The following is a 15548-nucleotide window of genomic DNA, read 5'->3' as shown; positions in this document are numbered from 1 at the left end:
CTTACGCTCCCAGTAGCTGGGTCTATAAGCTCATTACCGTCGGCTACATTCCACATATTGTACAAAGGTGCAACACCTTTGTCAGCGAAAAGATTGTCTAGAGCATATTGTGCAGGATCTGCTTCTCCAGTAAATTCACCAGTATTCTTTAGTCCATCATAAACTAAACCCATGTATCGCTCTTCATTATTTACAAGGTTGTAACGTGGCAATGTTCTTTGGTTAAATGAAGTTTGTATGTCAAATTCAATTACATCTTTCCCAACTTTACCTCTTTTAGTTGTTAACACAACCACACCATTGGCTCCTCTTGAACCGTAGATTGCTGTTGCCGAAGCGTCTTTTAATATCGTTGTTGATGCGATATCATTTGGATTAATAGAGTTGATATCTCCTGTAAAAGGAACACCATCCACTACATATAACGGAGCTCTATTTCCTTCAATAGAGCTAAAACCTCGAATTCGAATAGTAGCACTTGCTCCTGGTCGTCCGTCAGTTCTTGTAACTGTTACTCCTGAAGCTTCACCAATTAAGGCTTGCGCTATATTGGAAACAGCTTTTGCATCTATGTTTTCTGTAGAAACAACACTTGCAGTACCCGTAAATGATTTCTTTGTTGTTGTACCATAACCGACAACAACAATTTCATCTAGTGTATTTGAGTCTTGTGAAAGTGTCACATCAAGTACATTGGATATTCCTACCGTTTTTTCAACAGTTTTATAACCAATATAGCTAAAGCTTAAGATTGCTCCTCGCTTTGCCATAATGGTATATTTACCATCAAAATCTGTTTCAGTACCTGTAGTCGTACCTTTAATAACAACACTAACTCCAGGTAAACTTCCAGATTCGTCTGAAACCATACCAGAAACCTTTTGTTCCTGTGCAAAGGTTATTTGCACTATTAACGCCAGTAACAGCGTTAAAATTCCATTAAACTTTGTTCTCATTTTATAATTATTTGAATTAATTATCTCAAAGGTGTTAATAATTTATTAATTAAACTGCATTATTCGAAATTATTACTCAAATATTAACAAAATAATTATTAATTGTATTATGAAACTGTTAAATAGTTATATTAATTGTAAAATAAAACTAAAACAAAGGAAAGAATTAAAATTACATTATTGGTTGTATCTTTTTCTTTTTCAAATTTTATAAGATTGATTTACAGTGTTTAACGTTTGATTAATGTTTATAATTTCTATTTGAATGTCAGTGGATTTTCAAGTAGCTATGCTGGAAAGAGTACATATTTAAGTGGTTAAAATATATATATTTATATGTAATCTTCTTAAGGGTTGGCTTTAAAGTTGTGAATTTTTAAAAGTGTTGGTATGATTGAACAGAATTTTAATAAAGGCTTTAATGTTTCCTTGTAAAATGTTGTTTTTTTCTTCTTTAAATTTAATAAGAATAATTTATTGAGTTTACAGTCTGCCAAAGTTTACAATTTCTATTTGAATGTCATTGGGTTTTGGAGCTGCTATGCTAGAAAGAATACATATATAAGCAGGTAAAATATATATATTAATATATAAGCTTTTGAAGGGTTGGTTTTAAAGTTGTGAATTCTTAAAAGTTTTGGCATGATTGAACAGAATCTTAATAAAGGCTTTCACGTTTCCTTGTAAAGTGTCGTTTTGGGTTTTTTTAGGTGCAGTACTGTTAATAGGCAAGCTGACACCGATGCATTATTTTGTATGCTTTTAATTCAGTGCATATTGTCTGTAAATTAGGTAGGGAGTGCTATATATCGTCCAATTATTTACTTATTGAAAATTAACGTTGTTTGTTCTCTGGAGTTGCCCAGTAAAAGGTTTTCCAGGTTTCTAGAAAAAGTATAATCGCTATCGTTGAGTTTATTCTAGAAATCGAGCAGTATATTTATAGTATGATTGCAAATTTGTTTCCTGTTCTAAACGGTTGGATATATATTCTGAAATAAAATAAAAAAGCGGAGTAATTGAAATTTTTTTCAGCTTTAATCGATAGAATAAATTATTGAATGTTGTTATCGATTATTCTCGATATTATTATTATTAGTCTATAATTTGACCTTCCTTAAATGAAAAATGAATAGTTTGTTCAGAACCATTCGTTAAAATAGCGCTCGTTATCTTAATTAATCTATAGAAAGTTTATGTATTATTTTCTTTATCAGACCTTTTCGTTTTGTAAACAAAAACAGCGTCCTTGGAAACATTCGTTTTTTCAGTAGTCTAAAATCCATTGGTATAGCTGTTTTTGCATTTGCGAAATCTCTTTCAGAGAAATAAGTGGCAGCAGTCACTCCATTTGGAGGCGTGCTTGTGACAAAGTCAATGCTGACGCCTGAAATTTGTTTAAATCCGTAGGAAGCTAAAAATTGAATCTCGCCAGCTGCATATTTTTGTGTAGAAAAGTTAAATTCTGAATTTGTGGTGTCTGCGGATAAACCAACTGAAGAAGAACTTCCAATTTGTTGCGCCTGTATAATTGCTTTATTTTAAATTTTGTAAAAGAGGTTTCCACTTTTTGCTGTAAATTGATAGTAAAGAGTATCTCCAGCAACAGGTTTGTATGCTATCTTATATGCCATGTCGTTGAGATGAATTGTATCGCTTTTGATATTTAAATTAAAATTTGATTCAACTGCGCACGTTTCCTCAAATCCTTTTTTTCATTCCAGCGATACTTCATTGATTGTCGCGTATTTTGTGAATGTTGAAAAACTAAAAGTTGGAGTTAAGGTACCGTTATATTGAACGGCTTCTATTTCTTTATCACATTGAATCGCATAATGAAGGGGATTGTGTAATGTGAATTTGATGTTTGTTGATTTGAAATAGTTGCAACCGCCGAAACATCAAAAGAGCCTGTAGTTTTGTGCAAATCTACTCCGAACATAAAGTTGCTGAGATCGGAAGATTTAACCCGTGCTGTTTGATCACTAATGGATGCGTTATAGACTTTAATACCGTCTTTAAATAGGGCAACAGCGCATATGGTTACTCCATTTGTAGTAAATAAATAAATAAGTAAATAAGTAAATAAGTAAGTAAGTAAGTAAGTAAGTAAGTAAGTAAGTAAGTAAGTAAGTAAGTAAGTAAGTAAGTAAGTAAGTAAGTAAGTAAGTAAGTAAGTAAGTAAGTAAGTAAGTAAGTAAGTAAGTAAGTAAGTAAGTAAGTAAGTAAGTAAGTAAGTAAGTAAGTAAGTAAGTAAGTAAGTAAGTCTATTTTCCAGTTTTTGTCTGTATCAACCAGACTAATTTTTGGTGTTTTTAAGTTTATATTCGCCTCAATTGTAGCAAAATAAAAAGTGCTATTATCTTTTTAACAGATTTGATAGTAAGTAGTTACGCATTCGGTACAATGGCAGTCATAACGTCAATAGTACAACCTGATTTTTGTTCTTTTATGAACCTATTTGTGTTTTCGCTAACGTCGTCTTACCTCTTTATCTTGGAGAAAACCTTACCTGCTTCTTCATTTGACCTCTCTTTTGTAGGATATGGTATGTTTTTTTCGCTAAATTGTTTGATGCCTCAATTATATTCGGGAATTAAATGCATTTCGACATAAAATAATAAAGGAGATGTAATTAAAAATTACATCTCCTTATTGTGAGGGTTAATTTTCAGAACCCTTTCCTTCTTTTGAACTTAATGCCGTAGATCTTTTTAGAACCCCATCAACTTCTGTATTTACCATACTATCTATTATATTTTTTTAATTTTCATTTTTTGTATTTTTAAAATTAGTTTTTATCCCAAAACAGTTTTGTTTCCATCTTATCGCCTCCAATACTTGCATTTGCTGCCTTTAAGTTTTCTCCATTTAAAGTAAGTTCAACATCTGGGTATGTCAATCTATATGGAGGTTTATTATTTGTTGTTTCAGCTTTGGCAGGTGCTACTAATACTGGGAAATCTAAACGTCTCCATTCTGTCCAAGATTCAAAACCTCTATTGTATAATGCTAACCATTTTTGAGTTCCAATTTTTTGCTTATAATTTCCTGTAGCACTGTTGTAAGCTACACCTGCATTTCCAAGGTAAGATTGTGCTTCAACATCTGATCCACCCCAATATTTTATAGAAGCAGTTACGGCGTTATTATAGTGGTTTTCTGCAGTTCCTATTGTAATAAAACCTCTTTCAATAGCTTCAGCTATTAAAAATTCAACCTCAAAGTAGGTCATTAATGGTGCTTCTAGATTCGGATTATTTGCGATTTTTTCTGACACGTGAGAGTATTTTCCAAAAGTATTAAGTTCTCCGGGAATACCTCCTTTGTAAGCGCCTTCAAATAGTGTAAAATAATCATTTCTTCGAGGATCCTCTAAAGAATTCATGATATCTACAATCGTTTTGGTAGGAACATAATCATCACGTCCAGATAATACCAATGCAGCATATATCGGGTTTGTGTAGGGTGCTGCGCTTTCAAAAGCTAATTTCATATTATCGTTTGCAGAAGTAAAAACGCCACTAGCTATTGCAGCGTTTACCACTGTTTTTGCTTTCGTTGCATCTGAATCAGCCAATAGCATACCCATTTGAAGTTTCAAGGAATTTGCGAATTTTTTCCATTGTACGATATCACTTTGATAAACAAGATCTACGGATGCTGAAAATCCTGACTGACCTGTTACGAACTTGGCAATTACATTAGCGTCAAGTCGCTCTATTAAGTCATTAAAAATATCCTCTTGTTTATCAAAAACTGGATTCAATATATCGATATCCAAGGCTTCTGTATATGGAATATCTCCAAACGAAGTTACTAAAACATAATACGTGTAAATTTCATACAACTCTATAATTGCTGTTTTATTTGTACGAACGTCTGGTATACCGGAAACAAGGCTTTTAGACTCTTTAAAGTTTTTCAAAGCATCTTTATATAACACTTCCCAATGGAATTCATCTATACTTCTTGTTTTTAGGTCATAGTTGGCTTCATCGGTATACGTTGTTTCTGTCCAGTTTTGAACAAGAAGCCTAAAAATATTTTCATTTACACTAGTCTCTGTTATTTGATTAAATAACTTATACTGTGCGCTTGTGAAAAGAGATGCATCTGTAGTTGTTGCAAAATCTTTTTTGTTTTCGTTAAGCTCTTCTAAATCCGTAGTACATGAATATGTAACGAGGGTTAAAATGGCTAGTACTATTATATTTTTTTTCATTTTTCTATGTATTAAAATTGAAATTTAACATTAAGTGCGTAATTTCTAGTGGTGGGTAATGATCCAGAAGATATTCCTTGGATATTTCCAGAACCAAAACCTGTTTCAGGGTCGGCACCTGGTATGTTCTTGCTAATAATCCATAAGTTAGAACCTACAACGCTCAGTGATAAATTATTCATATGCAACTTTGTAGTAACTTCTTTTTTGAAATTGTAAGTCAAACTAACTTCACGCAACTTAACAAAAGATGCATCATATACAAACTCACTTTTAGGTAACGTTCTGTATCCTGAATTTCCAAAACCACTAGCATCAAGTCTTGTTGTATTGGTTGTTCCGTCAGCATAGACTCCATCAAAAATAAAACCACCACCATTTGCGATTGTATTTCTAACAGGATTTCCTAAATCATTTATGAATACAGATGTAGCTAAAACACCGGTAGCTTGGCCATACCTTTGATCTAATGAATACATATCACCACCATGTCTAACATCTATAAAGAAACTAAATGACACGTTTTTATAAGAAAAAGTGTTTCTCACACCGCCCAACCAATCAGGATTACCGTTACCAATGATTTGGTTTGCATCACTTCTTACAGGTTTTCCATTTGCAGCTATTATCTTTTGACCATTCTCGTGATAGGTGTAATCATCTCCTTTTATCGCTCCATAAGGTTCTCCTATTCTGGCAACAACATCTACACCAAAAGAACCAATTAATAATTCATCCAAGCCTTCGGCCAAGCTCACCACCTCGTTTACATTTTTAGACCAATTTATATTTAATCTCCATTTTAGATCTTCAGTGATATCTATTGTTGAAAAAGCAGATAATTCAATACCTTTATTTTCTATTTCACCAGCATTAATAATTTTAGAAGCAAAGCCTGTAGTTTCACTAACAGACACCGGTACTATTTGATCTACTGTATTTGTTTTATACAAAGCGAGATCAAACCCTAGGTTTCCTCTTTCTAAAAATTTCATCTCTAAGCCTACCTCGACAGAAGAAGAAAGCTCTGGCTTTAGGGTTGGGTTTTTCTTTGAATTACTTACAGCTGCCGATGCATTTCCTTGAAATGATGTTAACGCTGTATACGTGTCATTAATTCTATCAAAGCTTGTATCGTTTCCTATTTGTGCCCAGTTTGCTCTTAATTTACCAAACTTTATAAAAGGGGCATCTAAATTTTTAGTAAAAATGTAAGATCCAGAAACAGCAGGGTAGTAGTAAGAGTTGTTTTCTGCGGGTAAAGTAGAAGACTTATCTCTCCGTACAGTTCCTTCAACAAAAAGATAATCTCTAAAACCGAAAGTTGCTCCTGCGAAAAAACTTTGAATTTCTTTAGTTTCGTCTCTTTCTTTCGGGTTCGGTAATGCGTCTGTTGTATTCTGAAGTGAGTATACACCTGGAACTTTTAGTCCCCCGTTAGTTGCAGCTGTGATCATATTTAGAGTGTTGTTTCTTATGTTTCCACCTAAAAATGCACTAAAACTTAAATCATCACTAAAGTTTTTAGAGTAGTTAATTAATGCATCTAAATTTGTTTCTCTAGAATTTATATTTCTTCGTAAATATCCAGATCCCTGTGTACTTCTATTATAACTACCGTCAGCTCCTTCGTTAATACCAAACCCGGTAGCAACTGAGCCTAATGCTCTTCTTTCTTCTTGAATTTCACTATATTGATCAACAGAGGCTTTTCCTGTTATGCTAAGATTCTCTGTAATTTTATATTGTAATTCTGTATAACCAGTAAATCTATTTCTACCATCGCTTTGAAAGTTTTCATAACGCGTCCAATAAGGGTTATCCCAATATATTGGAGTTAAATCTGTAGGAGATTTAGGGTTCCAAGTAATATTCTCGCCCGTTTGAAAATATGCATCTTTTTGTCTTTTAAAGTCCATGTTATTTTGACCCCATTGACGCATAAAACCCACAATATTATCGTTATACCCTGTGGAATTTCTACCTACAGTTGCTGTATTGATATAAGTAGCATATCCCGTGGCTTTAAGTTTGTCTGTTAATTTTGCTGTTGCAGCTAAAGAAAAAGTATTCCGATTTTGTGAACTATTCGGAAGCATTCCTTTAGAATTAAAATTAGAGTAGGACAGTCTAAGGTTTCCATCACCGTCTTTAAATCCTTTTGCTACAGATATAGAATTTGTAGTAGACGTTGGAGTATTAAAAAACGTTAAAGGTCCATTTTTAGGAGCTATCCACGGTCTTGCAACACCATAGGTGCTTAATTGTGGGTAGACTGCATCCCATTGTAATAGATTCAAATTAGAATCAAATTTTGGACCATAAGAGGCATCATCATTTAGGTTTGCATAATTATTAACAGTACCATCACCATTTAAATCTGACGGGTCAAAATTGTAATCATTTCCACCATAACCTGCGCCGTATTGTTGCTGAAATTCAGGAAAAGTGCTCTTGTCTATGCTTCCTGCGCTCACATTAGAGGAGACTGTCACAGAATAATCATTAGCACCTGCTCCTTTACCTTTTTTTGTTGTAATTATTATAACGCCATTAGAAGCTCTTGAACCGTATAACGCCGTTGCCGCAGATCCTTTTAAAACATTCATTGATTCAATGTCGTCAGGATTAATATCAGAAATAGGATTTCCATAATCATAACCAGTTGCACCTTGAGACTGTGCGCCTGTGTTTGTATTTCTATTTGAAAGAGGAACTCCGTCAATAACAAACAATGCTTGGTTGGAGCCTGTTAATGAGCTTTGACCCCTAATCACGATGTTGGTAGAACCTCCCATGTTATTTGTTCTTTGGACCGCAAGACCTGCAACCTTTCCCGAAAGTTGATTGAGTACATTTGCCTCTTTTACCGTCGTAAGCTCCTCGCTTCCAATTTTTTGCGTAGAATATCCTAAAGATTTTTTACTTCTTTTAATACCCAAGGCAGTCACAACAATTTCGTCTAATAAGTTAGCGTCTTGTACCATGGAGATATTCATGGTGTTCGAAGTAATTACAGATTGTTCAATAGTCTTGTACCCCATGTAACTAAAACTTAGGATATCCCCTTGTTTCGTTTTAATGGTGTACTTTCCGTTAAAATCAGTTTGTGTTCCTACACTTGTGCCTTTAATAACAACACTTACTCCAGGTAGCGTTCCAGATTCGTCGGACACTGTTCCGGAAACAGTTTTTTCCTGTGCAAAGGTTAGATGCACAATAAACGCTAGTAATAGCGTTAAAATCCCTTTAAACTTTTTCTTCATTTTTTTTTTTTTTGAATTAGTTATCTCAAAGATGTTAATAATTTCCTAATAAAACAAAATATTTATAATTATATTTAATGTTATGTATAATATAATTTTATCTATCTGAGATAGTTATCGCTTGTAAGTAGTCATTTTATTCAATTCAAAGAGCGATAGCTTAATTAAGTAGAATTGGTGTTTCAATGTAAAATTAATAAACTGAATAATCATATAATTTTATGCTTCCAATAATAAGAAGTGAATAGGAGTGTAAACGGTTTCTTTTAGTATTCTATTTTAATACCAGCAAAGAACATAAATGAGTGAAAAGTAAATGGTGTTGAAGTTGTGTGTTTATTTAGAAGAGCAGAGTTTTAATCTCAGATTAAGTGTATCACTTAAGTTACCTTAGAAAAAGTTTACCCAATTTACAAAGAACTGCGTATTTTTGAAGTTTATAGGGCTATTTTGACTAGCGTCAACCGCCGTAGAAACGTTTATTTGGGAATTGTTACTGGTAAATAAGTAGCCAACACCTAAGCCGAGTAATTTTTCATTTTGATGCGTAGCAGAGGTTGCTGCAAGGTCGGTAATGGAGTAAAGCAAAGCATCGGTTGCAGTGTGATAGCGATATTCAGTCCGTTGAATTAAATATTCTTTTTACATATAGACTTTGTTCTTTGAAGCCTCAGACGGTTTTGTTGCCTCCAATTCTGAATAGTTCGTTTTCTAAATAGTTGTCAGAGTTCAAGACGCCAATACTATTTTTAAAATAAAAACTACTCCGTTGATTTATCTAAGGTAAGTAGGAGAGGTTGCTTTCTAGTTTTATTTGATTTGAAGAGCTGTCATTGTTTTTTCTTTAGCCAAAAGAAGGTCTAATATCTACTGAAAAAGAATTGTTTTGTACTATGTTATTATTATTATTATTATTATTATTTGGAAGTTCATAGGCAAATCCAAGGCCAAAATAAAAGTGCTTTGAAATGTTGTAATATTTTCTACCGCTGTACGTGTAAGTTTTTCTGAGTTTTCAGAAGTAAAGCTCCCAGATAAGGAGGTGCTGCTTTTTATTTGGTATTTTAAGCTTGCAGGAAATTTACTATTTAGAAAGGTAGAATCTTATTTATAGATAGAGAAATTGAATTTTGGAGATATTCTAGAATTGAAGATATACGGTGCTTTTGTAGATACCATAAATTCTTGCTTTTCATTTCCATATTGATTCCATAAGAGTGCGAACTGTTCTCCTATATTTAAGAGGTTTTTTAATTTTAAATCAAGGTATTCATTAAGTTGAATCTTTCCGCTTTCCTGTGAAGCAAAATTAATAAGGCCATCAAAACTACTTCCTTTATTTTTTTTCAAGTATACGTAAACAAAAGTGGAGTCTAGGGTAAATAAAGTTTCGGGAGGCTTAATTTCACTTGCAAAGGTTAAATTTTGTGACAATCTTGAAAATCTTTTGAGTTGCTTTTTATTGAACACTGTGTTTTTTTCGATTTGGAAGTGGTTTTTAATAAAAGATTTTGGAAAATCTGGATATCCTTTGAAAATTATTTTATGAATCACTCTTTTTTGAGCTGGAAAAAATTGTAAATCCGCTAGCAGTGTCTTTCCTATTATTTTAAAGTTTTTTAATTTTAATTTTGAAAAGGCGTTTCCAGCATCTTCATAGCTGTCAGAAATTTTATTTAAAATTGTCTCTAATCGTTGTATTAGAATCTTTAAAAAAGTAGTTTCGAAGTTTTCTTTTTTTAAGTTTAGTTTTGATTTTTGTGGATATTGAAGGACCACGGAATCTGCTTTTTCTTTAAGCGATAAAAAAGCAGTAAAGGCTGTTTTTTTAAAAGTAGTGCTATCTATAGTATTTAGAAAAAAACCATTTAATTTTAGTTGCTGCTGAATTTTGGTCAACTCTTGTTGTATCAAAATGCATGCGTTTAAATTGAAGCACATTTAAAAAAGGTTCTTCAACAGGTACAATCGTTGTTAATTTTTGGCTGAGTATTTTGAGAAACGATTCCTTTAGATAAATTTACAAGGCAAAAGAGCAACAATTATTTTTTTTATGAATGGTCAAAATCATGTATGTTTTGAACTTCAAATGTATCTAAAAAACGGCAAATACATAAATTAAAAAATGCTTTTTAAAAAATAAGGTGCTGATATTTGAATAATTAGAATTTAATTGTACATTTGCGGACTCTTAAAAAAGAGAAGAAGTTTTATATAAACTAAAAACAGTAATAATTTAGTATGCCTACTATTCAACAACTAGTTCGTAAAGGAAGAACCAAAATAACTAAGAAGAGCAAATCGGCTGCTTTGTTGTCTTGTCCTCAAAGACGTGGAGTATGTACTCGTGTTTATACCACAACGCCAAAGAAACCTAATTCAGCAATGCGTAAAGTTGCCAGAGTTAGATTGACAAATGGCAATGAGATAAATGCGTACATCCCAGGTGAAGGACATAACTTGCAAGAGCACTCGATAGTATTAGTTAGAGGTGGAAGGGTTAAAGATTTGCCAGGAGTTAAATACCACGTAGTACGTGGTGCATTAGATACTGCGGGAGTAGAGGGTAGAACCCAACGTAGATCTAAGTACGGAGCAAAGCGCCCAAAAAAGTAAATTAGTAACTTTTTTAATGTAAAGACATGAGAAAAAGAGCAGCAAAAAAAAGAGTCTTATTACCGGATCCTAAATTTAATGATCAGCTAGTAACACGTTTTGTGAATAACTTAATGTGGGCCGGTAAAAAGTCAGTAGCCTTTAAAGTATTTTACGATGCATTAGACATCGTTGAAGAAAGAAAAGGTGAAGAAGAAAAATCAGCTTTGGAACTTTGGAAAGAAGGTTTATCAAATGTAATGCCACACGTAGAGGTAAGATCTCGTCGTGTAGGTGGAGCAACATTTCAAATTCCAATGCAAATTAGACCAGACCGTAAGGTGTCTATGGCAATTAAATGGATGATTTTGTACACTCGTAAGAGAAACGAAAAAACAATGGCACAGCGTTTAGCTGCTGAAATTTTAGCTGCGGCTAAGGAAGAGGGTGCTGCTGTTAAAAAACGTACAGATACTCACAAAATGGCAGAAGCGAATAAAGCATTCTCTCACTTTAGATTTTAATAAAAATGGCTAGAGATTTAAGATTCACAAGAAATATTGGAATTGCTGCGCATATTGATGCGGGTAAAACCACAACTACAGAACGTGTATTGTATTATACAGGTGTTTCTCATAAGATAGGAGAAGTACATGATGGTGCAGCTACAATGGACTGGATGGAGCAAGAGCAGGAAAGAGGTATTACAATTACTTCAGCTGCAACTACTTGTACTTGGCAGTTTCCAAAGGAGAATGCAGAGATCCTTCCAGAGACAAAAGATTATCATTTTAATATTATTGATACCCCAGGGCACGTAGATTTTACTGTAGAAGTAAACAGATCTTTACGTGTATTGGATGGTTTGGTGTTTTTGTTTTCTGCTGTTGATGGTGTTGAGCCACAATCAGAAACAAACTGGAGACTTGCAGACAACTACAAGGTACCAAGAATTGGTTTTGTCAATAAAATGGACCGTCAAGGATCTGATTTTATGATGGTTTGTAGACAAGTAAAAGAAATGCTAGGTTCTAATGCAGTGCCAATTGTTTTAAATATTGGTGATGAGGAGAATTTTGAAGGGATTGTAGATCTCGTTAAAAACAGAGCTATTATATGGCATGAAGAGGGAATGGGAGCAACATTTGATGTTGTGGATATTCCTGAAGAATTGAAGGAAGAAGCAAAAATTCTTCGTGGCAAACTTATTGAAGAAGTTGCTGCTTACGATGAAAATTTGTTAGAAAAATATATGGAGGACGAAGACTCGATAACAGAAGACGAGGTGCATGCTGCATTGAGAGCTGCTGTTATGGATATGTCTATCATTCCAATGATTTGTGGATCTGCCTTCAAGAATAAAGGAGTACAGTTTCTTTTAGATGCTGTATGTCGTTATTTGCCTTCTCCTATGGATAAGGAAGGTATTGTGGGTATTAACCCAGATACAGATCAAAAGGAAATTCGCAAGCCAAGTGTAGATGAGCCTTTTGCGGCTTTAGCATTTAAAATTGCAACGGATCCTTTTGTAGGACGTTTGGCATTTTTTAGAGCGTATTCTGGTCGTTTAGATGCAGGGTCATATGTTTTAAATAACCGTTCTGGTAAAAAGGAGCGTATATCTAGAATCTATCAAATGCATGCGAACAAGCAAAATGCGATTGATTATATTGAAGCAGGGGATATTGGAGCGGCAGTAGGTTTTAAGTCGATTAAGACGGGAGATACCTTGTCAGCAGAAAAGTTTCCAATTGTGTTAGAGTCGATGGATTTTCCAGATCCAGTAATTGGTATTGCGGTAGAACCAAAGACGAAAGCAGACGTTGATAAATTAGGGATTGGCTTAAGCAAATTAGCTGAAGAAGATCCAACATTTACAGTGAGAACTGATGAGGCTTCAGGACAGACTATCATATCTGGAATGGGAGAATTGCATTTAGATGTAATTGTAGACCGTTTGAGACGTGAGTTTAAAGTAGAAGTAAATCAAGGGCAACCTCAAGTAGAATACAAGGAAGCTATTACGGCTGAAGCAAACCACAGAGAAATTTACAAAAAACAATCTGGTGGTCGTGGTAAGTTTGCTGATATTGTATTTACGATAGGTCCAGCAGATGAGGGTGTTCAAGGATTGCAATTTGCTTCCGTTATTAAGGGGGGAAATGTACCTAAAGAATTTATTCCTTCAATCGAAAAAGGATTTAAAGAGGCAATGTTAAATGGTCCTTTAGCGGGATATGAGATGGATTCAATGAAGGTTACACTTAGAGACGGTTCGTTCCACGCAGTGGATTCTGATGCCTTGTCTTTTGAGCTAGCTGCAAGAATGGGTTACAAAGCTTCTGCAAAATCAGCAAAAGCAAAGATTATGGAGCCATTAATGAAGGTAGAAGTGTTAACTCCTGAAGAAAACATGGGAGATATCGTTGGGGATTTAAATAGAAGAAGAGGACAAGTGAATGACATGAGTGATCGTGCGGGTGCAAAGGTTGTAAAAGCGTTGGTTCCGTTATCAGAAATGTTCGGTTATGTTACCGCTTTAAGAACGATGTCTTCGGGTAGAGCAACTTCGACTATGGAATTTTCACATTATGTTGAAACTCCTTCGAATGTATCTGAAGAAGTGATCGCAAAAGCCAAAGGTTAATCTACTAAATAATACAAGATGAGTCAAAAAATTAGAATAAAATTAAAGTCTTACGATTACAACTTGGTAGATAAGTCTGCTGAAAAGATTGTAAAGACGGTAAAAAGTACTGGTGCTGTTGTAAACGGACCAATACCATTGCCAACACATAAAAAGATTTTTACTGTATTGCGTTCACCACACGTAAACAAAAAGTCTAGAGAGCAATTTCAATTAGCTTCTTATAAAAGATTATTAGACATCTATAGCTCTTCTTCGAAAACTATTGATGCTTTAATGAAATTGGAGTTACCTAGTGGAGTTGAGGTTGAGATCAAAGTATAAGAGTTTGATTAACTTTCGGTTTAATTTTTTTAAACCGAAAGTTTTCAATACTTTTGCAACCCAAATTAGAGTAGGGTGAAGCTGTTTTTGATGTAAAATTCAACAATAGTAACATGTCTGGAGCGTTTCGCGAAAGAAAAACGGAAAAAACAAAATCAGCGTTGACTTTGTTTGCGCTGTTTTTTTTGCACGAAATTTTAAGGAAAGAAATGAAACACACGTTTCAAAAACACAATTATTAATAAAGACGCGCTGGAGAATGCTCTATCGTCTAAAATTTTAACTAAATGTCTGGGTTAATAGGAAGAAAGATTGGAATGACCAGCTTATTCGATGAAAACGGGAAGAACATTCCTTGTACAGTGATCGAAGCGGGTCCTTGCGTAGTCACTCAGGTCAGAACCATTGAGGTTGACGGCTATAGTGCGTTGCAGCTTGGTTTCGATGACAAAACAGCAAAGAGTTCTAACAAAGCGTTAGATGGCCACTTTAAAAAGGCGGGCTCAGTTGCTAAGAAAAAAGTCGTTGAATTCCAAGGATTTGAAGAAGTGTATAAATTAGGAGATTCAATATCTGTTGCGCACTTTGAAGAAGGTGAGTTTGTGGATGTATCTGGTGTTTCTAAAGGTAAAGGTTTCCAGGGGGTTGTAAAACGTCATGGATTTGCTGGTGTTGGTCAAGCAACGCACGGACAACACAACCGTTTAAGAGCTCCAGGATCAATTGGTGCTGCATCATATCCTGCAAGAGTGTTCAAAGGAATGCGCATGGCAGGTAGAATGGGTGGAGATAAAGTGAAAGTACAAAACTTAAGAGTATTGAAGGTAGTTGCTGAGAAGAACTTACTGGTTGTTAAGGGAGCAATTCCTGGACACAAAAATGCTTTTGTAACTATTCAGAAATAATGAAAGTAGCAGTTTTAGATATTACAGGAAAAGATACAGGTAGAAAGGTTGAGCTTTCTAAGGATGTATTCGGTATCGAGCCTAATGATCACGCTATTTATTTAGACGTAAAGCAGTACTTGGCAAATCAACGTCAAGGAACGCACAAGTCTAAAGAAAGAGCTGAAATTAGTGGTTCTACTAGAAAGATAAAAAAACAAAAAGGAACTGGTACTGCAAGAGCAGGTTCTATCAAGTCTGGTGTTTTTAGAGGTGGTGGACGTATGTTCGGACCAAGACCAAGAGATTATTCTTTTAAATTAAACAAAAGTTTAAAACGTTTGGCACGAAAGTCTGCTTTGAGTATTCAAGCAAAAGACGAAAATGTGATTGTTATTGAAGATTTCAATTTCGAAACTCCAAAAACTAAAAACTTTTTAGACGTTTTAAAATCGTTAGAATTAGATACTAGAAAATCTTTATTCGTATTAAGTAATGAAAATGCAAATGTGTATTTGTCATCACGTAACTTAAAAAAGTCTAAAGTAATTAAGGCTTCAGAATTGTATACTTACGGTGTTTTAAACACCAACAAGTTAGTGATCACTGAAGGATCTTTAGAGGAAATAAACACAAATTTAAGCAAATAGG

At 34.1% G+C, this 15548-nt stretch carries 10 protein-coding genes; 6 read left to right on the top strand and 4 right to left on the bottom strand.

Translation table 11 applies throughout. The annotated features are described in order from the left end of the window. From PI23P_RS00655 to PI23P_RS00640, 4 genes are all read right to left on the bottom strand, one after another. Positions 1 to 956: TonB-dependent receptor plug domain-containing protein (locus PI23P_RS00655; protein ID WP_004568754.1), on the bottom strand; the 956-nt coding region annotated here is incomplete at its 3' end. 2791 nt (positions 957 to 3747) lie between these two features. Then, on the bottom strand, positions 3748 to 5181 hold the full coding sequence (locus tag PI23P_RS00650) for a SusD/RagB family nutrient-binding outer membrane lipoprotein (protein WP_004568751.1): 1434 nt from the start codon (positions 5179 to 5181) through the stop codon (positions 3748 to 3750). A gap of 11 nt (positions 5182 to 5192) precedes the next feature. Further along, positions 5193 to 8447 (bottom strand): SusC/RagA family TonB-linked outer membrane protein, encoded by a 3255-nt coding sequence (locus PI23P_RS00645; RefSeq protein ID WP_004568750.1) that lies wholly within the window; start codon positions 8445 to 8447, stop codon positions 5193 to 5195. Between the two features lie 1104 nt (positions 8448 to 9551). Further along, the gene (locus tag PI23P_RS00640) at positions 9552 to 10361 is read right to left on the bottom strand and encodes a BamA/TamA family outer membrane protein (protein WP_018945080.1); all 810 of its coding nucleotides are present in this window, start codon (positions 10359 to 10361) and stop codon (positions 9552 to 9554) included. A 327-nt stretch (positions 10362 to 10688) separates the two neighbouring features. Here PI23P_RS00640 and rpsL point away from each other — a divergent pair, with 327 nt between their 5' ends. The 6 genes from rpsL (at position 10689) to rplD (ending at position 15547) form a co-directional block, all read left to right on the top strand. After that, positions 10689 to 11063, top strand: a complete 375-nt coding sequence (gene rpsL / locus PI23P_RS00635; RefSeq protein WP_004568748.1) for a 30S ribosomal protein S12 — start codon at positions 10689 to 10691, stop codon at positions 11061 to 11063. A 26-nt stretch (positions 11064 to 11089) separates the two neighbouring features. After that, positions 11090 to 11566, top strand: coding sequence for a 30S ribosomal protein S7 (rpsG, locus tag PI23P_RS00630; RefSeq protein WP_004568747.1), 477 nt, complete (start codon positions 11090 to 11092; stop codon positions 11564 to 11566). 5 nt (positions 11567 to 11571) lie between these two features. Further along, the gene (gene fusA, locus PI23P_RS00625; RefSeq protein WP_004568746.1) at positions 11572 to 13689 is read left to right on the top strand and encodes an elongation factor G; all 2118 of its coding nucleotides are present in this window, start codon (positions 11572 to 11574) and stop codon (positions 13687 to 13689) included. 18 nt (positions 13690 to 13707) lie between these two features. Continuing rightward, a complete protein-coding gene (gene rpsJ, locus PI23P_RS00620) occupies positions 13708 to 14013 on the top strand; it encodes a 30S ribosomal protein S10 (RefSeq protein WP_004568745.1) in 306 nt (101 codons plus the stop codon). A 287-nt stretch (positions 14014 to 14300) separates the two neighbouring features. Next, the gene (gene rplC / locus PI23P_RS00615; protein ID WP_004568743.1) at positions 14301 to 14918 is read left to right on the top strand and encodes a 50S ribosomal protein L3; all 618 of its coding nucleotides are present in this window, start codon (positions 14301 to 14303) and stop codon (positions 14916 to 14918) included. After that, positions 14918 to 15547 (top strand): 50S ribosomal protein L4, encoded by a 630-nt coding sequence (gene rplD, locus PI23P_RS00610; protein WP_004568742.1) that lies wholly within the window; start codon positions 14918 to 14920, stop codon positions 15545 to 15547. The genes rplC and rplD overlap by 1 nt, the downstream gene beginning before the upstream one ends. Position 15548: the final 1 nt, after the last annotated feature.

Origin of the sequence: Polaribacter irgensii 23-P (genome assembly GCF_000153225.1) — a bacterium.
In the GTDB taxonomy this organism is placed as follows: Bacteria; Bacteroidota; Bacteroidia; order Flavobacteriales; family Flavobacteriaceae; genus Polaribacter; species Polaribacter irgensii.
Note: the sequence above shows the minus strand (reverse complement) of the source record. Positions and strands in the feature narration are given on the sequence as shown.

Bases quoted from the DNA above. Each gene is read 5' to 3' on its own strand.
- rpsL (WP_004568748.1), top strand. From the start codon at position 10,689: ATGCCTACTATTCAACAACTAGTTCGTAAAGGAAGAACCAAAATAACT.
- rpsJ (WP_004568745.1), top strand. From the start codon at position 13,708: ATGAGTCAAAAAATTAGAATAAAATTAAAGTCTTACGATTACAACTTG.
- rplC (WP_004568743.1), top strand. From the start codon at position 14,301: ATGTCTGGGTTAATAGGAAGAAAGATTGGAATGACCAGCTTATTCGAT.
- PI23P_RS00645 (WP_004568750.1), bottom strand. From the start codon at position 8,447: ATGAAGAAAAAGTTTAAAGGGATTTTAACGCTATTACTAGCGTTTATT.
- rpsG (WP_004568747.1), top strand. From the start codon at position 11,090: ATGAGAAAAAGAGCAGCAAAAAAAAGAGTCTTATTACCGGATCCTAAA.
- PI23P_RS00650 (WP_004568751.1), bottom strand. From the start codon at position 5,181: ATGAAAAAAAATATAATAGTACTAGCCATTTTAACCCTCGTTACATAT.
- fusA (WP_004568746.1), top strand. From the start codon at position 11,572: ATGGCTAGAGATTTAAGATTCACAAGAAATATTGGAATTGCTGCGCAT.
- rplD (WP_004568742.1), top strand. From the start codon at position 14,918: ATGAAAGTAGCAGTTTTAGATATTACAGGAAAAGATACAGGTAGAAAG.